The organism is Paenibacillus litoralis (genome assembly GCF_046244365.1).
Taxonomy (GTDB): domain Bacteria; phylum Bacillota; class Bacilli; order Paenibacillales; family NBRC-103111; genus Paenibacillus_V.
Genome location: NZ_CP176395.1, coordinates 8,079,988 through 8,099,048 on the forward strand (window position 1 = coordinate 8,079,988; position 19,061 = coordinate 8,099,048).

Here is a 19,061-nt window from a genome sequence, read left to right on the forward strand (position 1 = left end):
CCCGCCGCGCGCTGCGCACGTTCCAATTCTATGGCCAACCTTGTTGCGAAGATTTACTATTTTGCCGACTGCCAAATGAAATAGTGAACCTAAGTTCACTGATAATGAGGCAAACTTCACTATTCTTTTCTCGACACCCCACTTTCCAGCTCATAGTGAACCATACAGGACTATTTTGACGCTCACGTTCACTAATAGTGAAGCTTGATTCACTATCCGCTCCTAAGCGCGGAAATCAATTGAATTAGTGAATTTTGGTTCACTAATAGTGAAGCTGTATTCACTAATTGCCCCAGTCACGCCTTCTGAGTGAACAACGAACCGCATTTACTCTTTCTCTGCCCCGACATTTACTCCCTACACTAACTGCGGACCTTCGCTTCAGCCCCCAACTACTTTCTGGACTAACTTTTTGCTCTGTAGATTAACTACGGATCTTTTTGTGTGTAGAAACCTTTGTCCTCCCCTGCCGCCTACTCCCCTTCCTCAACAGCCATCCCCGCCATACCAAAAACGGCAAGAGAAACGGTACAACCGACCGTTTCCCTTGCCGCATCCGTAGCTGCATCCCTGCCGCTCCCTCTCACGGAAGCGCTGTGCAGAACCTGCCCGCTCACCGCTCACGCTCCCCAGCGCAAAGCTTACTTCTTCTGGCCGGCGATCTGCTCGGCCAGCTCGTTCAAATACGTCCAGCGCTCGAGCAGATGGTCGAGCCGCGCTTCCTGCTCCTGCTGCTCGGCAACGAGCTTCTGCAATGACGCCGAATCGCTGCCCGCCGCGTTCATCTCCTCGCCGATGGCCTGCAGGCGCGCTTCCGTCGCCGCGATGAGCTCGTCAATCTGCTCGTACTCCTTCTGCTCGCTGTACGTGAAACGCAGCGCGCGCTCCTTGCGCGGCTCGGCCGGAGCCGCGTCGCCCTTGGCAGCGGCGGGCTGAGCCGCCTTCTTGCCGCTATCGCTTGGCGCGGCAGCCTGCTTGGCGGCAAACTCCCGGTACTCCGTGTAGTTGCCGACATGGTGGGAAATAACGCCGTCTCCCTCGAAGGCCAGCAGCTTCTCCACCGTCCGGTCGAGGAAATACCGGTCATGGGAGACCACGATGACGGCACCCGGAAAGTCGTCCAAATAATCCTCAAGAACAGTCAGAGTCTGAATGTCCAGATCGTTCGTGGGCTCGTCGAGCAGCAGCACGTTAGGCGCCCCCATCAGCACGCGGAGCAAATACAGCCTCCGGCGCTCCCCGCCCGACAGCTTGGCGATCGGCGTCCACTGCATCGTGCCGGTGAACAGGAACCGCTCCAGCATTTGCGAAGCGGATATGGCTTCTCCTTCCGCCGTCCGGACGACTTCAGCCGCTTCCTTGATATATTCGATTACCCGCTGATTCGGGTCCATCTCTACGGCCTCTTGCGAAAAATAGCCGATGTTCACCGTCTGCCCGATGTCGATCGCGCCGCCGTCCGGCGCAATACGGCCGGCAATCATGTTCAGCAGCGTCGACTTGCCGCTGCCGTTCGGCCCGATAATGCCGACGCGGTCGTCGCGCTGCGTGATGTAGCTGAAGTCGCGGATGAGCGTGCGACCCTCATAGCTTTTGCGCAGATGCTCGATCTCGAGCACTTTTTTGCCCAATCTCGTAGCGCCGACGGAGATGTCGAACTGCTCGCCGCGAGCTTCCGGGGCCGCGTCCTGCAGCTTCTCGAAGCGCTCGATGCGCGCCTTCTGCTTCGTCGAACGCGCCTTCGCGCCGCGGCGAATCCATGCGAGCTCGTTCCGAAACAGGTTTTGCCGCTTTTTCTCCGAAGCGTGCTCGCGCTCCTCGCGCTCCACTTTCAGCTCGAGAAAACGGCTGTAGTTCGCCGTATACGGGTACAGCTTTCCGCGGTCCAGCTCCAGCATCCGGTTCGCCACGCGATCCAGGAAGTAGCGGTCATGCGTAATCATCAGCAAAGCGCCGCGCCGTTTATTCAGAAATTGCTCCAGCCAATCGACCGTATCGTTGTCGATATGGTTCGTCGGCTCGTCGAGAATAAGCAGATCCGAGGGGTGAATGAGCGCTTCTGCAAGCGCCACCCGTTTCCGCTGCCCGCCGGACAGGCTTTCGATTTTCGCATCGAAGCGGTCGATGCCGAGCTTGCCGAGAATCGTTTTGGCGTCGCTCTCGAACTGCCAGGCGTCATGGGCATCCATCTGCGCGCTCAGCTGAAGAAGCTTCTGCTGAAGCTTCTCGTCCGCCGGCTCGCGTTCGATCGCCGCCATCGTCTCCTCGTAGGCGCGAATCGTCCGAATGACCGGAGAATCCCCCTGATAGAGCTGCTCCAGCACCGTTGCGCCCTCGAGAAATTGCGGGTTTTGCGGCAAATAACGGACGGTAACGCGATTTCCTTTGGACACCGTCCCGCTGTCCGGCGGCTCTAGACCGGCGATTACTTTCAGGAAGGTCGACTTGCCTGTCCCGTTCACGCCGATGACGCCGATTTTGTCATGCTCGTCGATGCCGAAGGAAGCGTTGTCGAACAATATTTTTTCCCCGTAGCTTTTGGAAATCGATTCAATCGATAATAGGTTCATGATTCAAATCCTTTTCGCTTAATGAAATGGATGCGCCGCCGCTCAAGCGGCTCCGCCGTTCGGCCTTATGCCCGTTTGCAACCGGCACGGTTGTCCCTTTAGCGCTCTTCCTCGATGTCCTTGATCGCCTGAATCAGCCAATCGCGGTCGCATCGCAGCAGCGCAATCCGGTGCCGGTTCGACAGATCGACGCCGATTCCGTGGCCGTGCGCGGGGGAAGCCTCGAACCATTTGAGCAGTTCCTCCAGCTTGTCCAGCCTCTGCCGCAGACATGCCGTCACTTCCGTCTTAGGCAAATGATCGAGGAACATCAAGCCGATGTCGCCGGCAGGCGTCACTTGATCATGGTTCGTAAGCGAGAACCGCAGCAGCTCGTCGAACTTCTTCTCGCCCAGCGGAGTAATCGCATATACTTGACGAGGCGGCCTATTTCCCTCCTGCTCGTGGGAAACGTCCACATAACCCGCTTTATTTAACCGTTTCAGAATGGCATAAGCCGTCGCCTTTTTCATATCCGAAACGCGTCCGAGATTTTTCTCGATAAATTCATTGATCTGGTAGCCGTGCTGGCTTTGCGACTTTAAGAGCCCCAGCACCAGCAGTTCGCGTTCATCCATTTCAAGCACCTCCCTTGCCTTCCGCAAAGCAAGCTTCATCGCCATCGCAGTAAAAAATCCGACGAAACCATACGCAAAGCAAACCGTTCATTCGGCATCCACGCCCTGCTCTCATTATAGTCCCACAAGACCGGCCATTCAATGGAATCATGAATCGGGACGACCGGCGAAGCCGCAATACGCCAAGGGAAGAACATGAGGTTAAACAGAAACGCGCTAAACTTCCTATGCTTCAGTCCCGTCTCGAACCCTAGTAAACAAGGATAAACGGCTTCGCCGTCCTTTTAGGGACAAGCGCGTTTACCGAGATTTAGAGCGACTTCCACGATATACTTTCTGATAAAACGAAAAAGAACGACCGCCACTTCCACGCGGATCGTCCTTTATCTTGTCCATCATCGCCTTACAAATGAATGCCCGCCGAAAATTGGCTGTAATCGTCATCCGACGGGTCGAACGGCTGATCGTCGCTGTTATCCGACGTCGTGCCCTGGTACGGGCCGCCGTCTGCCGATGACATATATCCTTCCGGCAAATCTTCCGTAACCACATGCGCGGGAATCGGGATGCCGTTCAGCCCGTAAGCCGACGTATAGGCCTGCGACTCGCTGCCGCTGTCTGACGTCTCCAGCAGCTGCCCGCCGAACGCCTGGGTAATTTCCAGCGCCGACGTCAAATCGTTGTTCTCGATATACACCTGCAAAGTCGGTCTATGCTCCGGATGCGCATGATCGATCCAATTGGCTCGGAATCCAAGCTCGTGCAGCGTATCCATCGCCTGATAAGCGGCTTTGCTCTCGGCGAATTGAAAAAAAATAGGGGCTAAGTGCATCCACACCGAATCCTTTCTGTACAAGCCGGCGCCGATCGCTGCATGAAACCATGCACGCCTTCGTACGCGCCAAGATGGAATGGATATAGCTTAACCCCATGATTTTCTTTTTATTCCCAAGAAATCTGCTGGAACGTGCCGGTAACGGCCGACTGCTTCGCTTTCAGACAGAGAAGGGCGCTTAACAGACCGTCGTCGAGCGTCGATACCGACTGGGTACCGCCTTGCATCAAGTCGACGAAGTTCTTCGCAAGCAGCGTGTCGCCGCCAAAATGCCCTTCATCCCCGCTTATCTCGTAGGTTTCCACGCGCGGCGTATGGTGCATGAACACCTTGACCATGCCCGTGTAGAAGTCGAACTCGACCGTTCCTTTATAGCCGAGGAACCGCGCCCCGCGAGCTGCAGCCTTGTTCCTGGCGAAGAAATTTTGCGAGTACGACACGTGCATGCCCGATTCGTAACGAATCAGCGCGCTGCCCGAGTCCTCATTGCCCGTATCCTCCGCATAGCAGCAGAACGGCCAAGCTTCCTTCAAGCCGTCCGTCCGGAAGGCGGTGCTTTCCTTACATGTCCGGTTTTCGTCGCAATCCACGCATTTCAGCCCCGCCGGCTTCGTGCCTTTGAAAATCTGCTTCGACATCATCGCGGCGACGGTTTCCGGTTTCGTACCGAGCACGTAGTTGATGTAATCGAAATCATGCGTCGCCTTCTGCAGGAACAAGCCGCCGGTTTCGTTCTCGTCGCGATACCAGTTCTGATAGTAAACGCTTCCGTACGGCACGTTGTTTACGGCCTGCACATGCTCGATCGTTCCGATCTTTCCGGAATCCACGATCTCCTTCACGAGTTGGACGAGCGATGTGACACGCAGCGGAAACGATACGACCACCTTGCGGTTGCCGGAAGCTTCATAGCCTTCCTTAAGACGCAGCACATCCTTCATCGTCGTCGCTACCGGCTTCTCCAGAAACAGCGGCAGACCGCTCGGCAGCACCTTAAGCGCCATCGTCGTATGCAAGGAGCAGCGCGTGCCGATCATAACGCCGTCCAGCTCCATGCCGTTCAGCATATCCTCCGGCGTCTCGAATGCGCGCACACCGGGACTTTCTTGTTCAACGTTTTGCCGCTTCTCCGGATTTACGTCTACAATGGCTGCCACCCGGATGCCCGGCTCCACCTTTTGCACTTCGCCAATGACGCCGCGAATACGCGCGCCGTATCCAATTACTCCTATTTTCAAGACGTTAGCCTCCCCTTACGGTCCCTTGTTGATCACCTTCAGTATAGTAGGAGAGCGCTTGCTTTTCTTTGTCCTGAAAGCCGCTTTTTTTGTTCTTTTTGTCCCGCCGAAAACCAATTTGTTTCTTTTCCGAATGCTTGTCCCGATGTATGATAGAGCCAAGGCTATACGAATCAGACGCAACCATGCGAGGGGAACCCTAAATGGCAGGCCAGATGAACTACCAGCGGACGCGCTTGAAACAAACGATCGTCATTCAAAACCTTATCACGATGTACTATTTCGAATTCGGCAAAAACTACGTGTTCCCGGGCGAGCAGCACGATTTTTGGGAGATCATTTACGTAGACAAGGGCGAGGTCGAATTTTTGGCGGAAACGACCCGCCATCTGCTCAAGCAGGGCACGATCATCTTTCATAAGCCGAACGAATTTCACAGCTTCTATGCCTACCGGGGAAAAGCGCCCAACCTGATCGTCATCACGTTCGACTGCAAATCGGCCGCGATGCGTCATTTTGAGAACCAAGTGATTGCACTCGCCGACGAGGAACGCAATTTGCTCGCCCAAATCGTCAAAGAAGGCATGGCTTCTTTCCAGTTTCCTTTTCGCTACCCTCTGGAACAATCGCGTCGCAGCGACGCTCCGATAGGCAGCGAGCAGCTCATCAAGCTTTATTTGGAAATGTTCCTGATCCAGCTGCTGCGCAGGGACAGCTTCACGGAAACGACCGAGCCGCTTTCCTCCGCCCCGCGGGAGAAGGACAACGCCGAGCTGATCCGAAACGTGATCCGTTACATGGAAGAACGTCTGGACACGAATGTCTCGCTGGCCGAAATCGGCGATGCGCTGCACATTTCCAAAACCCGGCTCAAGGATCTGTTCAAAAAGAGCATGGGCCATACCGTCATGGAATATTTCGCAAGAATGAAGATCAAACGGTCCAAGGAGCTCATCCGCGAGGAATCCTACAACATGACGGAAATCGCCTCGATGCTGGGCTTCAGCAGCGTGCACTATTTTTCCAAAGCGTTCAAAAAAGCGAGCGGCATGAGCCCCTCCGAATACGCCCGCTCCGTCAAAGGCCGGATCAAAGCCGGCGCTGATTAAGCAATTTCCTTTCTGACATGATAAAAAACGCAGCCATTCATGCCCGATTATGAGCTGGCTGCGTAATTTTTGACCTCGATGCTGGATACTCTCGGAATATTGATCGTAAACTCGGCGCCGTGATCCGGCAAATTGCGCACCGAAATCGCCCCGTCATGCGCTTTGATGATGGACTGGCAGATCGACAGTCCAAGCCCCGTCCCCTCTTCTTTCGTCGTGTAGAACGGCGTGAACAAATAATCCAGCTTATCCTCCGGAATACCCGGTCCCGTATCGCGAATGCGAATGATCGCCTGATTGTCATCCTCGTACAGCAAAATATCGATATTGCCGTTCTCCTGCACCGCCTCGAAAGCGTTGCGTAGCACGTTCAGAAAAACTTGCTGCAGCTTTTCCTCGGATCCCGACACGATGAGCTCCTTCTGCAGGTGGAGCCGGATTTGAATGTTCCACTTGATGGCGTCGGGCTGCATCAGCAACACCAAGCGCTGCAGCGACTCCCCCAGATGAACGTTCTGAATCGAGTCCGCAATCGTATGCGACTTGGAGAGCATCAGCACTTCCCGAAGCAGCTTGTCGATACGCGCAATTTCCGTTCGGATAATATGGTAATACTCCTGATAGCTGCCTCTTCGCTCGTTTTTCTCAATCAGTTGAACGAAGCCTTGGATGGACGTCAGCGGATTGCGGATATCATGGGCGATGGAGGCGGCGATTTGCCCGATCGTGGCCAAATGCTGCTGCTGGCCGAGCCGCTCGAAATTTTGCTCCCGTTCCAGCTTGCGGATGAGCAGCATATTTTCCCTGTAAATGTAACATATCATATGTAGGCCCGCCACGATGAACAGCTCCAGAAAAAGCAGCACCATCTGGGAGGAAGTCTCTTGCTGTAAAGCGATTACATTTCTGCCGAGCAGCAAAAATCCGATACTATAACAGCCAGCCACCGCCCAAATGAGGAGAGGCTGCAGGTAAAGCGCGGAAATGACGATAATGGTCAACGCATGCACAATCAGCACGGTGTAGGAAAAATCCATATGCCACCAGAGCGGCTCGCAGCAAAGCAGCCCGATAAAAAGAAAATACCGGTGATGGACGCTAGTCCGGCGCCACCAGGCGCTGCATGTAACCATAAGCACAGCGCCGGCGATGACAATGATCGTTCCCGGCAGCAGGTACCGCACTCCATTGTAAATCGAGACGACAGCCCAACCTGCCAGCAAGTGAACGAGCAGCAGGAGCAAAACGAACTGATCAGGCTTGTCGGTCGTAGCCGCGCGATTCATGGCCTGACTCCTCTCAAGCGCTTATCGGGATCACAATGCCGTTGCACCCGGCATATATGCTTGTTATGTATGTCCGCTTTCTATCTATCTGTGCTTACTCTAGTTCTTATAACCGTTAGATGTCGTCTCATATTGTATCACAATTACCTTTAATTAGAAAATAATAATTTCTGCGCGGATATTCGAGAGGGTTATCCACAGATTGACAATTCAATAGAAGGTGTGTCATATTTGTGAACAGGAAACATAGTATACGAGTATAACGGCATCATAGAGGTAAAAAATTTTGAGCGAGGTGTTCATGTTGGAGCCGAACTTGCAAACTCCGGAACCATCCGATGTACAGAAGAACAAAGGGATGGCTATTCTTGCCTACATTTTATTTTTCATTCCGCTTCTCGCAGCAAAGGATTCGAAATTCGCCATGTATCACGCCAATCAAGGATTGCTTATTTTTCTGGGCTACTTGATTGCGAACGTCGTTCTGACCATCATCCCGTTCATCGGTTGGATTTTGCTGCCGTTCGCCAACCTGTTCATCTTCATCCTCATGATCATCGGTATCATCAATGCGGCGAACGGCCAGGTGAAACCTCTGCCCCTGATCGGCTCGATTACGATCCTCAAGCCGTAACGGATCCGCTTCTCAACTTATACGGCACGAGCCTCCTCGCAGGAGGCTTTTTCTGTTTTCCGGGGCTTTTAGGCAAAATAAAAACCGCTTTTCCGCAATACCTTGCCGGTATCTAAAAAAGGCGGCTTGCTTTTTGTAAGTAAGGCCGATCGTGCCTGCGCTACAGTATCGCAAACAAGATCTTGAAAATAACGAAGGACAACGCCATCGAGATCGGAATCGTGATCGCCCACGTCATCACCATCCGGCCGACCACGCTCCAGTTGACCGACTTCGGTCTGAGCGCCGTACCTGTTCCAATAATCGAGGAGGTAATGACATGCGTCGTGGAGAGCGGCATGCCGAAGGCCGTGGCCGTCTGCAGGACGGAGAATGCGGTAATGTCGGATGTGAAACCGTTCATCGGCTCGATTTTGAAAATTTTACGGCCGACCGTTTTGATGATTTTCCATCCCCCTACCGATGTTCCAAGCCCCATTGCCGTCGCTGCCGCCAGCTTAACCCACAGCGGAACGTGCATCTCGGTCATCTGGCCCTGCGCCACAAGCGCGAATACGATAATCCCCATCGCCTTCTGAGCGTCGTTCGTACCATGGGAGAAAGCTTGAAGCCCCGCGGAGACGATTTGCATGGTTCTGAACGTCCGATTGAATTTGCTCGGAGAACCGTTGCCAAGCAGCCTGACGATTCCCTTGACGAGATTCATGAAGATGTAACCGACAATAAAAGCGATCACCGGCGACAGAATCAGAATGATGATGATTTTGTTGAACCCGGCCCAGTTCAAACCGCCCCAGCCCGCACCCGCAATAACCGCTCCAGCAAGCGAACCGATCAGCGTATGGGAGGAAGACGAAGGAATCCCGAAGTACCAGGTAAGCAGATTCCAGGCAATCGCCGAAATAAGCGTGGCGATCACGATTTCCAGACCGTGCTCGATTTTGAAAGGATCCGCAATGCTGCCGCCGATGTTTTTGGCGACGCCCTCGAACGTTATGGCCCCCACGAAATTGAGCACTGCTGCGTAAAACACGGCGAAACGGGGATTCATCGCTTTGGTGGAAACCGACGTCGCAATGGCGTTTGCGGTATCGTGAAACCCGTTAATGAAATCGAACAACAGGGCTAAAATTACAATTATGACAAGAAGTGTCACGTTACGCCTCCCGAGTGTTGCACATTGTCGAAATTGCACACTCGATTATTTTATGTATTTTTCGTAAATAAAGTCAAGCTGTCGAGCCAAGAAGCTCGAACCCGGCGATTGCGTATAGAGCCATGAGCGGCAATTTGCCGATTCCCGACGCAAGCGCGAACGACCAAAACGGAATTCGGATGACCGCAGCGTATATATTTATAGCTTGGGCAGGCAGCACCGGAATCATTCTCGAAAGCATGATGGAGACAAAGGGATGCCGCTCGATGAACGACGTGAATCTGTCGATGCCCTTATATTTGGCGAGCAGCAAGCGACCCTTGTCCGCACCCATTCCGCGCACGAGAAGCAGCATGAGGAGCGCCGCCAGGGTGGAGCCTGCCCAGCTCAGGGCAATGCCGACGGGAAGACCGTACTTGGCTGCCATAAGGCCGCTGACGACGCCGTAAGGGATAACCGGAACGGGCAGCATCGCAACGAGGGTTGCGACGGCGAGCATCACGAACACAGGCGGGCGGGCGCCTTCCTGAATCCATACCCGCAGCTCGTCCCTGTAAAGAACCGCAAGGATGACCATGCCGGCATAGAGCAGCATGGCCGCATATTTGATCATTCGGCTCAGCATAGAAGTCGGTACGATTCCTTTCTTTTCGAAGCCTTGCAAGGCCAAGTTGATCCGTTAGTCGGGGTTCGCCCGTTGCAGGCGCAGCGCGTTCAAGACGACCGACACCGAGCTTAGCGCCATTGCCGCTCCCGCTACCCAAGGGGCAAGCAAGCCCGCTGCCGCTATCGGAATGCCCAGCGAGTTGTAGGCAAGGGCCCAGAACAAATTTTGCCGGATATTGCCCATCGTCCGCCGGCTCAATGCGATCGCGTCGGCTATGCCGTTCAGATCGCCCCGCATCAGCGTAATGTCCGCCACCTCCATCGCGACATCGGTGCCCGTTCCCATCGCCATGCCGATATCGGCCGTGGCCAGCGCGGGGGCATCGTTGATGCCGTCGCCCACCATCGCTACCTTCAGCCCCTTGGCCTGAAGGCTCCGCACCATCTCGGCTTTGCCTTCCGGCAGCACATCCGCCGCGACCTCCGCGATTCCCGCTTGCCTAGCGATCGTTTGCGCAGTCCGGTAGTTGTCGCCGGTCAGCAGGACGACACGGAGCCCCTGCTTGCGCAGTCTGGACACCGCCTGGCGCGACGTACGCTTCATCGTGTCCGCAACGGCCAGAAGACCGGCAAACTTGCCGTTGACGGCCGCCAGCACGACCGTTTTGCCGGCTTCCTCCAGCTCCGCGATGCGGGCCGCTACGTGCCGGACGGCGACCCCGTGCATGTCCATCAGCCGGCCTGTCCCCACCAGCACCGCTTGTCCGTCGACGACGGCGCGTATCCCGCAGCCGGGTACCGCTTCGAATGCCGACGCTTCGGGCAGGGCGACGCCCCGTTCGGCGATGCCTGCGGCAATGGCTTCGGCCAGCGGGTGCTCGGAGCTTTTTTCGGCCGCTCCGACAAGCTGCAGGAACCGCTCTTCGTCCTGCATCACCGCGACGATATCAGTCAAGGCCGGCTTCCCTTCCGTAACGGTGCCGGTCTTATCGAGCAGAACGGCGTCGATCCGGTGGGCGGATTCCAGCTGCTCTCCTCCCTTGAACAGGATGCCGAGCTCCGCAGCCCGGCCCGAGCCGGCCATGATGGAGGTCGGCGTCGCCAACCCGAGCGAGCACGGACAGGCAATCACGAGAACCGCGATCAACTTCTCAAGCGCGCCCGCAAAATCGCCCGGGTCCGCCCACCAGTACCACACCGCGAAAGTCAACGCGGCGATAAGAATCACGACCGGAACGAATATGCCGGAGATCCGATCGGCAATCCGTTGTATCGGGGCCTTGGAGCTTTGCGCTTCTTCGACGACGCGAATGATCTGAGCCAGCCTCGTCTCCTTGCCGACCTTCGTCGCCCGTATCGTCAGCGCCCCGTTCTTGTTCAGCGTAGCGCCGGTTACAAGATCGCCCGGCCCTTTGCCGATGGGCATGCTTTCCCCCGTAAGCATGGCTTCATCGACCGCCGACAGCCCCCGCAAAACTACGCCGTCCACCGGAATCGTCGAACCCGGCTTGACGATAACCGTATCGCCCCGCATGACCGCCTCGGCGGGTACGACCGCTTCCTTTCCGTCTCTGAGCACGATAGCGGACTTCGCCTGCAAATTCATCAGCTTCTTGATCGCATCGGTCGTCCGGCCCTTGGCCAACGCTTCCAGCCACTTTCCGAGAACGATCAGCGTAATAAGCACGGCGCTTGTCTCAAAATACAGCGGTACGCCATGCTGGCCTCTCCCTCCCGACAGAAGCATCTGCACGACGCTGTAGCCGTAAGCGGCCGAGGTGCCTAGCGCCACAAGCACATCCATGTTCGCGCCGCCGCCGCGAAGCGCCTTGAAAGCGGCGATATAGAAGCGTCCGCCTACCACAAATTGAACGGGGGTGGCCAAAATGAGCTGAAAGGCCGGGTCCAGCAGGAACGCCGGCGTCCATATGCCCGAAGCGAACGCAAAATGACCGGTCATCGCCCACAGCAGGGGCAGCGTAAGCAGAGCCGAAATCATAAAAGAGAAGCGCTGCCAAGCCAGCTCCGCCTTACGGCGCTCCGCCTCCGCAGATGCTCCGATATCCTGCTTGATTGCGGCTTTATAGCCGATCTGGCTCACTTTGTCCGCGAGCTGCGCCGGAGTGACCAGCGCTCCCGCGTACTCGACATGCGCCGTTTCCAGCGCCAGATTTACGCTCACGGCGCTGACTCCCGGCAATCGCCCCAAGCCCTTCTCGATGCGAACGGCGCAGGCGGCGCAAGTCATGCCGGTAATCGTAAAGTCCGCGCTGTCCCTAACCGTCCCATAGCCGAGCTGCTCGATTTTCCGTTCGATTTGCGGCCAGTCGGCCCTCGACGGATCGTAAGAAACCGACGCTCTCTCGAGCGCCAAGTTAACCGCCGCCTCCACTCCTTCAAGCTTGTTTAAGCTCTTCTCGATGCGTGCGGCGCAAGCCGCGCAAGTCATGCCGGTAATCGAAACCGTCGCATGGCGGTTCCCCACTGCCGCTTCCTCCTCCCCAATCCCCTGCCTGGTTAACGGTACGAATGCCGCCGGCTAGTCTCACTCTTTCCACAAAAAAAATGCCGCCAAAGCGCGGCATTGCCGCGCCTATTTGACGACATCGTATCCTTGGTCTTCAATGGCCGACTTGATGGCATCAACCGAAACGGCGCCGTCATGGAATTTGACCGTCACCGTTTTGCTAGCCAGATCGACTTTTCCTTCCGCCCCTGCCTGCTTAACCGCACCTTCCACGGCGCTGACGCAATGGCCGCAGGACATGCCCTCGACCTTCAACGTGATCTCTTTCATCCGTCATGCTCCTTCCTCGCTAGGAGAAATGTTTGGGTAAGCCAATACCGCATACCGTTCCATACTAAGCTATGCGCCGTTTCTTTATTTCAGTAGCTTGTTTACCGTCTTCAGCAGCTCGTCAATGACCGCATGGTCCCCTTCTTGAATGCGTTCGATCACGCAGCTCCTCATGTGGCCTTCCAGCAGCAGCTTCCCGACGCCGTTCAAGGCCGCCTGGATAGCGCTGATCTGATTCAGCACGTCGTCACAATACGTATCCTTCTCGATCATGCCCTTCACGCCGCGAATTTGCCCTTCGATGCGGTTGAGCCTTGAGACAAGCGTCATTTTCGTTTGCTCGGAATGGTGGCTCTTGCGGCCGTTATCGTCTGCGGAACAGCAGGAGTCGTTCGAAGCGTCCAGCTCTGCTTTAATGATTTCGTCCATTTGCCTCACTCCCTTTATCCTCATCCTAACATACCCCCATAGGGTATGTCAATCCATGCGCAAAGACGGCCCGCCTCCCAGCTAGCAAGGCTTGACCGTCTCCTTTTCATCCGTGCGGCGGGCTCCTTCACGCGTCCGAACCGTCCTCTTCCGAGCTGATCCGCAGGCAGTAGCCGACTCCCCGGACCGTATGAATAAGCGAAGGGCGGAAGTTTTGATCGATTTTTTTGCGCAAATAACCGATGTAGACGTCCGTAATGTTCGTATCCCCTACAAAGTCATAACCCCAGACTTGCTGGATAAGCTCTTCCCGGCGAATCACCTCGCCAGCCCTCTCCAGCATGTACACGAGCAGATCGAACTCCTTCGGCGTCAAGTCGATCGGCTGCCCGCAACGCACGACGGTCCTCGCCTTCGTATCCACCTCCAGCTTATCGATTTGCAGCACATGCGGGTGCGGGTCAGGCTCCTCCCGATACGACGCTCTCGCATGCCGCAGGCAGGCTCGTATACGCGCAAGCAGCTCCTCGATGGCAAAAGGCTTCGTGATGTAATCGTTAGCTCCCTGGTCAAGCGCGGCGACCTTATCCGGCGTAGCCGACCGGCCCGAAACCATAATGATCGGCATACCCTTTCCGGCTGCCCGCAGCCTGCGGAGCACCTCCATCCCGCTCAGCTCCGGCAGGATGACGTCCAGCAAGATAAGATCCCACGAGCCGGACAGCGCCTGATCCAGCCCTTCGCGCCCCGTAGCGGCGCTTCCCACGGCATACCCGTCATGCGCAAGCTCCTGCTCCAGCAGCCATCTGGTTTCTTGTTCATCGTCCACGATTAATATGTTTTCGCTCATCGCCTGCGTCCCCTACCGCTCATCTCCGATTTCCTCCGTCGCTCAGCTGTTTACCGGCATTAATGAGCTGCCCCGCATGCGTCTGGCCCTTTGCGGAAGGTTTTCGAATAGTTTGAGCCGCGGCGTCCAAAAATATGAACCGTCATGAAATTAACCCTTTATCTTGCGAAAACGACCAAGGATAAACGCCTGCCGGCGTCTTATGACGCCGTGCGTTTACCGGTGAAATATAAGCGCTTATCGTGTGAAACCTATAAATTCTTAAAAAAAAGCCCGAAACCGTTGAAGGTCCGGACTTTTCGAATTCCCGATGCGTTCCTATGCTTGTCCCGAATCAGTAAACGCGGCGGGCTGTGATATAGTGGCTTTTCCACCAGCTGCTGTTGATGTTGGAGAATGTAACGCCCTGCGGGTTGCCGTACGTATTCAAAAACTTGCCGTTGCCCGCATAAATGCCGACATGCGCGACTTTGCCTTTGGAGCCTGCCGTAGAGAAGAACACGAGGTCCCCTTTGCGAAGCTGGCTTTTCGGAACGTACTTGCCGACCTTCGATTGCTGGCTTGAAGTGCGCGGCAGGCTGATGCCGAAATGCTTGAATACGTGCTGCGTGAACGAAGAGCAATCGAATGAAGCCGTCGTCGACGTAGAGGCGCCGAATTTGTAGGGTCTGCCCAAATAATTGTCGCCGTAGCTGATAAGCTTGTCGCCCAGCGATTGAGCGGAAGCGGTAGCGGCGTGTGCCGATTGAGGCGCCAGAGCCAGCGTGCCGGTAACGGCAAGAGTGACACTGAGGCCGATAGTGGCCATACTTTGCACAAGGCGTCTTTTGATGTTGATCATGATGGGATAGTTCCTCCTTGGGTTTCAGTAGTTAGGCCATTGCCTGAAACCCACTATATCACGAGAAAAAATGCCCACATTTACCACATCGCCCTGAAAGCGTGTCCAATCAACGGCTTAAGCCGGTTTCTAAGAATTCAATAAGAATTTTCTCATCCTTTTTTTATTGCATTTACCCTGCTGTGGAATACAAACCTTATTTATCCAAAATTACCTGCTGTACCTTCAACTGCTGCTGAAGCAGCTTCATTTGCGCGGGAGTCGGCTTATCGACCGAAAACTTCCGTTCCAGCGAAAGCGCCGCCGCCGTCCCAGCCGCATCGCCCAGCATGATCAAATTCGGATACACGCGCATCGCCGTCCAGGCGAAAGAGTCCATATTGGCCGCATAGCCCGGAATGAGCACATTCGTCAGCTTGGGCGAGCGCAGCACGTCATAAGGGACGTACCACGGCTCTTTGCCAAGCGGATTGGAAAGCTGCTCGCCCTTTTTATACGAGTTGGAGTCAAAATGATAATACCCTAGGCCGATCCGGCTCTCATAATACGGCTCGTCGTTTCCCGTCACGCCGTTCTTATCGAGGGCAAAACGGTAGGTGCGCGTCGCCGGATCCGCCACATTCGCCGTATGGACGCTTTCGCGGATATACAGCATTTCTCCGGCCACCGGTTCCCCGTCCTTCATCACAAGCTCCGCATTTTCCAGCCCGTTCATGCTTCGCAGCATTTGGATGAATGCCGGCTTTTTGAGCTCCTTCAGCGCCATTTCGCGCGCAACTTCCGGATCCAACCCGCCGCCCGAAGGATAGCTGCCCCCGCTCGCATCCGCATCACGAATCGTTTTGCGGGCATCCACGTTATAGACGAGCAGCATGTTCATCCAGAATTCCATCTCCGTCGAACCCGCTTCGCCTTTGCCGGAATATCCGTCTTCGCCCGCATTGTAAGGCTTGATGCGAAAGAAAGGAGACGCCGCATCGTACGCGAGGATGACGGGATTGCTGCGCATTTCGTGCCCCGCCCACAGCTGGAAGGAGCCTTTGTACGTCAAAGCCTTCCCCTGCAGCTTCGGATCGATAACCGCCTTCTTGGCATCCAGCCCCTTCAGCTTGAACATCAGGGTGGCCGCCATTTGCGCGCCATCCGGGTTCTGATCCTCCCGTCCTACGGTACCGACATGCTCGCCGGTAAACCGCACAAGCCTTCCGGTCTCGGAAGCGTCCACGAACAGAGGCGCCCGCACCTCACGTTCCTTCGCCGTACTGCTGAACCGGTAGTAGCCTTTTTCCCCTTTGACCAGCGGCCGCGTAACGACCGATTCGATTTCGAACGCATCGTCTCCCCCGCCCCCCGCGTGGACGGGAGCGCTCCCTGCAGCCGTCGGCCGGGCCTCGTTCGATAGAGCGGTTACCGCCTTTTTGGGCTTCCCCTTCGCAGCGTCTGCGGCGGCCGGCCTTATTTTGACCTCCGTAATGTCGGTTTCATAGGCGACCTCGATGTTCTTGTGAGCGCTAAGCTTCTCGGCCAAATAAGTCTCGAACCGGTCCGGAGGAAAGACGGCGGTCACATCCTGCATAAAATAATAAAACGTTCCGGCCTGCGAGCCTTCGTAGCTAGGCTTAACGCCGCGCGGCAGCGATTTCGGCTTGTAATAGTTAACGTCGAACAAATTTTGCTTGCCCAGCGTCAAAATCGATCCGAGCGCCCGCTCGGGAACGACCATCAAGATTTTTACCGGCTTGTTCGTCCGTTTAGCGGCAAGCGCAGTCGAAACGGCTTGCGGACCGCCGCCGTATATGACCAGGTCATAATCATGTTCGTCGTCGCGGAATGATGCAAATACCGCCAAAAGAGCGAGCACGGATGCGGTGATGCAGTATAGAGATTTGCTCAATGGATTGGCCCCCAGACCCCATGATATGACCGATAGGCAGCGGTTCGCCGCCCCTAAAGTGTCGACTTGCATGAAGGATTGCGCGGGAAAACAACTTACCGTTAAGATGGCGATAATCCCGGCATTTCATGTGTTCGCCGTCTTTCTTTATTTTCCTTGGTGCACCTGCAAAAATTTATCAAAGTACGCGTTTAAAAACAGGATTAGCCGCTCCGAAAAGGCCGGGTATTTGAAAACTCAGCAAAAAGCGCACCGGGACTTTTCCGTCCGTCCGGTGCGCTTTACCGATGCGTACAAGCGCCGACTCTCGGAGTTACGCCTGAAACACGTTTCTCCCTCTTACGTAGGTCGCTTTCACGTTAAGGTCTGCGTCTAGGATGACAAGGTCTGCGTCTTTTCCCGCTTCGATCGAGCCTTTGCGGTCGTCGATGCCGACTTGGCGCGCGGGATTGAGCGTAAGACCCGGCAGTACGCTTTCCAGGGATAAGCCTGTGAATGCGATCGTGTTGCGCAGCGCGCGGTCCATCGTCAGCGTGCTTCCCGCCAGGCTGCCGCCGTCGCGCAGCGTCGCCTTGTTATCCTTCACGATAATCGGCAGTTCGCCAAGGAAATAGTCGCCGTCCGGACAGCCGGTCGCTTCGATCGCGTCCGTGATGAGCACGATTTTGTCGGCAGGCTTCGTTTTATATACGAGCGAAACGATATCCGGTGTCATATGAATGCCGTCGACGATCAATTCGACCGCCAGCTCGTCCATAAGCAGCGCCGAACCCGCCACTCCCGGCTCACGGTGATGCATCGGGCTCATCCCGTTGAACATATGGGTCACATGGCTTGCGCCTTTTGCGACCGCTTCGCGGATGTCTGCGATTTTGCCGTCGGAATGCCCGATCGAAGCGGTAACGCCGTTCTGCGTTGCATAAGCGATCGTTTCGAGGTTGCCTGCAAACTCAGGCGCAATCGTCATGAGACGAATCGAGTGTCCGGAATCGTCCATATATTTCTTCATTTCTTCGACTGTCGCTTCGCGGATATGAGCCGGGTTCTGCGCACCGCAGCGGACCGGATTGATAAACGGTCCTTCCAGATGGATGCCTACCGCATCGGCGCCGGAAGTCCCTGCCTCGAGCTCCTGCGCAAGGCTTTGCAAAGCCGCGTCGATATCTTCCTTGCTGGCCGTGAGCGTCGTTGCCAGGAAAGCGGTAGTGCCGTGCTTGGCATGAAATAAGCTCATGCCGTCAAGCATCGGCTTGCCGGGACGCGAGGACATCACGTCGAACCCTCCGCCGCCGTGAACGTGAACGTCGACGAAGCCGGGCACCAGATTCGCGCCCCCTACATCGATGATCTCCGCTCCTTCCGTATCGGCCGAACCGGCAAGCGCAGCCGGGATGATCGATTCGATCATGCCGTCCCGCACCAGCAGGCTCGCTCCTTCAAAAACGCCGTCCGGCGTATACACATTCGCATTCGTAAACAGCTTTACGCTTGATTCAGGCATGGTATTCTCCCTCCAGATGGTTGGGCGTTCCGCCCTATGTCTGTGCTATAGTTGATCTAATGAGGCTAGTATTGCATAGCGCACGTCTTTTGACAACGCCGCGGACGGCTTGCCTTAGGGTTATTCGCCTTGCGTTTCGTCCTCGTTCTCCTGCTTTCTGCTCTGCTTGCAATCGGAGCAATAGCCGAATATTTCAAAGCGATGGGAAACGATGTCAAAGGAAGCCGGCAGCTCCGGAACGGAAGGCATCGGGCAGAACTCGAACGTATACGTCTTTTCGCAGGATAGGCAGATCAGGTGATGATGGTGGTGCGATTGGCAGCGCGCTTTGAATTTCAGCCCGTCGTTCAAATAAAACTGCTCCAGCACGCCCATCTCCGACAGCAGCCGTAAATTGCGGTAAACGGTGTCGAAGCTCATGCCGGGATATTTTTTGGTCATGTGGTCATATACGTCGCGGGGAGACAGATAACCGTCCGCATGCGCAAACAGCGTTGCGAGCGTTCTTCGCTGCTCCGTAATGCGCCACCCTTTCTTGACCATACTTTGCAAGATTTCGTGTACCGTCTGGTCCGTATGCGTAGCCACTGGCATTACCCCTTTATCTGATCCCGTTCGCCCGGGTGTCGTTCCTGCCGGGGAGCTTCTCAATTCTAGTACTTTACTAATAATAGTGCCCCAATCCGGCGAAGGAGTCA

18 protein-coding genes are annotated in these 19,061 nt (G+C 55.6%); 2 read left to right on the plus strand and 16 right to left on the minus strand.

Going from position 1 to position 19,061, the window contains the following annotated elements; translation table 11 throughout:
• Positions 1-473: 473 nt before the first annotated feature.
• The 5 genes from ACKGJP_RS33915 to ACKGJP_RS33935 form a co-directional block, all read right to left on the minus strand.
• A complete protein-coding gene (locus ACKGJP_RS33915) occupies positions 474-617 on the minus strand; it encodes a hypothetical protein (RefSeq protein ID WP_409343136.1) in 144 nt (47 codons plus the stop codon).
• 24 nt (positions 618-641) lie between these two features.
• Positions 642-2,570: an ABC-F family ATP-binding cassette domain-containing protein gene (locus ACKGJP_RS33920; RefSeq protein ID WP_409343137.1), complete on the minus strand. Its 1,929-nt coding sequence runs from the start codon at positions 2,568-2,570 to the stop codon at positions 642-644.
• Between the two features lie 98 nt (positions 2,571-2,668).
• The gene (locus ACKGJP_RS33925) at positions 2,669-3,187 is read right to left on the minus strand and encodes a PadR family transcriptional regulator (protein ID WP_409343138.1); all 519 of its coding nucleotides are present in this window, start codon (positions 3,185-3,187) and stop codon (positions 2,669-2,671) included.
• 403 nt (positions 3,188-3,590) lie between these two features.
• Entirely contained in the window at positions 3,591-4,019 is a 429-nt protein-coding gene (locus ACKGJP_RS33930; RefSeq protein ID WP_409343139.1) for a hypothetical protein, read from the minus strand.
• 110 nt (positions 4,020-4,129) lie between these two features.
• Positions 4,130-5,260 (minus strand): Gfo/Idh/MocA family protein, encoded by a 1,131-nt coding sequence (locus ACKGJP_RS33935; protein WP_409343140.1) that lies wholly within the window; start codon positions 5,258-5,260, stop codon positions 4,130-4,132.
• Positions 5,261-5,463: 203 nt separating this feature from the next.
• On the opposite strand from ACKGJP_RS33935, the gene ACKGJP_RS33940 reads away from it, so the two are divergent.
• Positions 5,464-6,369: a helix-turn-helix domain-containing protein gene (locus tag ACKGJP_RS33940; RefSeq protein WP_409343141.1), complete on the plus strand. Its 906-nt coding sequence runs from the start codon at positions 5,464-5,466 to the stop codon at positions 6,367-6,369.
• A gap of 47 nt (positions 6,370-6,416) precedes the next feature.
• Here ACKGJP_RS33940 and ACKGJP_RS33945 read toward each other — a convergent pair whose 3' ends face one another.
• The gene (locus ACKGJP_RS33945) at positions 6,417-7,655 is read right to left on the minus strand and encodes a two-component system sensor histidine kinase NtrB (protein ID WP_409343142.1); all 1,239 of its coding nucleotides are present in this window, start codon (positions 7,653-7,655) and stop codon (positions 6,417-6,419) included.
• A gap of 301 nt (positions 7,656-7,956) precedes the next feature.
• On the opposite strand from ACKGJP_RS33945, the gene ACKGJP_RS33950 reads away from it, so the two are divergent.
• Entirely contained in the window at positions 7,957-8,289 is a 333-nt protein-coding gene (locus ACKGJP_RS33950; protein WP_409347335.1) for a DUF4870 domain-containing protein, read from the plus strand.
• A 160-nt stretch (positions 8,290-8,449) separates the two neighbouring features.
• On the opposite strand, the gene ACKGJP_RS33955 is transcribed toward ACKGJP_RS33950, so the two are convergent.
• The 10 genes from ACKGJP_RS33955 to ACKGJP_RS34000 all read right to left on the minus strand — a co-directional run bounded on the left by ACKGJP_RS33955 (position 8,450) and on the right by ACKGJP_RS34000 (position 18,957).
• The gene (locus ACKGJP_RS33955; RefSeq protein WP_409343143.1) at positions 8,450-9,445 is read right to left on the minus strand and encodes an anion permease; all 996 of its coding nucleotides are present in this window, start codon (positions 9,443-9,445) and stop codon (positions 8,450-8,452) included.
• A gap of 73 nt (positions 9,446-9,518) precedes the next feature.
• Positions 9,519-10,109 carry a TVP38/TMEM64 family protein gene (locus ACKGJP_RS33960; RefSeq protein ID WP_409343144.1) on the minus strand — a complete coding sequence of 197 codons (591 nt, stop codon included), beginning with the start codon at positions 10,107-10,109 and terminating at the stop codon, positions 9,519-9,521.
• A 15-nt stretch (positions 10,110-10,124) separates the two neighbouring features.
• The gene (locus ACKGJP_RS33965) at positions 10,125-12,536 is read right to left on the minus strand and encodes a heavy metal translocating P-type ATPase (RefSeq protein ID WP_409343145.1); all 2,412 of its coding nucleotides are present in this window, start codon (positions 12,534-12,536) and stop codon (positions 10,125-10,127) included.
• Positions 12,537-12,644: 108 nt separating this feature from the next.
• Positions 12,645-12,848 carry a cation transporter gene (locus ACKGJP_RS33970; RefSeq protein ID WP_409343146.1) on the minus strand — a complete coding sequence of 68 codons (204 nt, stop codon included), beginning with the start codon at positions 12,846-12,848 and terminating at the stop codon, positions 12,645-12,647.
• Positions 12,849-12,932: 84 nt separating this feature from the next.
• Positions 12,933-13,277, minus strand: a complete 345-nt coding sequence (locus ACKGJP_RS33975; RefSeq protein ID WP_409343147.1) for a metal-sensitive transcriptional regulator — start codon at positions 13,275-13,277, stop codon at positions 12,933-12,935.
• Positions 13,278-13,404: 127 nt separating this feature from the next.
• Complete coding sequence (locus ACKGJP_RS33980) at positions 13,405-14,127, minus strand: response regulator transcription factor (RefSeq protein ID WP_409343148.1); 723 nt, start codon at positions 14,125-14,127, stop codon at positions 13,405-13,407.
• 334 nt (positions 14,128-14,461) lie between these two features.
• Positions 14,462-14,968: a C40 family peptidase gene (locus tag ACKGJP_RS33985; RefSeq protein ID WP_409343149.1), complete on the minus strand. Its 507-nt coding sequence runs from the start codon at positions 14,966-14,968 to the stop codon at positions 14,462-14,464.
• A 196-nt stretch (positions 14,969-15,164) separates the two neighbouring features.
• Entirely contained in the window at positions 15,165-16,862 is a 1,698-nt protein-coding gene (locus tag ACKGJP_RS33990) for an FAD-dependent oxidoreductase (protein ID WP_409343150.1), read from the minus strand.
• A 313-nt stretch (positions 16,863-17,175) separates the two neighbouring features.
• The gene (gene nagA / locus ACKGJP_RS33995) at positions 17,176-18,363 is read right to left on the minus strand and encodes an N-acetylglucosamine-6-phosphate deacetylase (protein ID WP_409343151.1); all 1,188 of its coding nucleotides are present in this window, start codon (positions 18,361-18,363) and stop codon (positions 17,176-17,178) included.
• A gap of 120 nt (positions 18,364-18,483) precedes the next feature.
• Complete coding sequence (locus tag ACKGJP_RS34000) at positions 18,484-18,957, minus strand: Fur family transcriptional regulator (RefSeq protein WP_409343152.1); 474 nt, start codon at positions 18,955-18,957, stop codon at positions 18,484-18,486.
• Positions 18,958-19,061: the final 104 nt, after the last annotated feature.

Bases quoted from the DNA above. Each gene is read 5' to 3' on its own strand.
- ACKGJP_RS33925 (WP_409343138.1), bottom strand. From the start codon at position 3,187: ATGGATGAACGCGAACTGCTGGTGCTGGGGCTCTTAAAGTCGCAAAGC.
- ACKGJP_RS33950 (WP_409347335.1), top strand. From the start codon at position 7,957: ATGTTGGAGCCGAACTTGCAAACTCCGGAACCATCCGATGTACAGAAG.
- ACKGJP_RS33920 (WP_409343137.1), bottom strand. From the start codon at position 2,570: ATGAACCTATTATCGATTGAATCGATTTCCAAAAGCTACGGGGAAAAA.
- ACKGJP_RS33940 (WP_409343141.1), top strand. From the start codon at position 5,464: ATGGCAGGCCAGATGAACTACCAGCGGACGCGCTTGAAACAAACGATC.
- ACKGJP_RS33980 (WP_409343148.1), bottom strand. From the start codon at position 14,127: ATGAGCGAAAACATATTAATCGTGGACGATGAACAAGAAACCAGATGG.
- ACKGJP_RS33930 (WP_409343139.1), bottom strand. From the start codon at position 4,019: ATGCACTTAGCCCCTATTTTTTTTCAATTCGCCGAGAGCAAAGCCGCT.
- ACKGJP_RS33970 (WP_409343146.1), bottom strand. From the start codon at position 12,848: ATGAAAGAGATCACGTTGAAGGTCGAGGGCATGTCCTGCGGCCATTGC.
- ACKGJP_RS33945 (WP_409343142.1), bottom strand. From the start codon at position 7,655: ATGAATCGCGCGGCTACGACCGACAAGCCTGATCAGTTCGTTTTGCTC.
- ACKGJP_RS34000 (WP_409343152.1), bottom strand. From the start codon at position 18,957: ATGCCAGTGGCTACGCATACGGACCAGACGGTACACGAAATCTTGCAA.
- ACKGJP_RS33985 (WP_409343149.1), bottom strand. From the start codon at position 14,968: ATGATCAACATCAAAAGACGCCTTGTGCAAAGTATGGCCACTATCGGC.
- nagA (WP_409343151.1), bottom strand. From the start codon at position 18,363: ATGCCTGAATCAAGCGTAAAGCTGTTTACGAATGCGAATGTGTATACG.
- ACKGJP_RS33975 (WP_409343147.1), bottom strand. From the start codon at position 13,277: ATGGACGAAATCATTAAAGCAGAGCTGGACGCTTCGAACGACTCCTGC.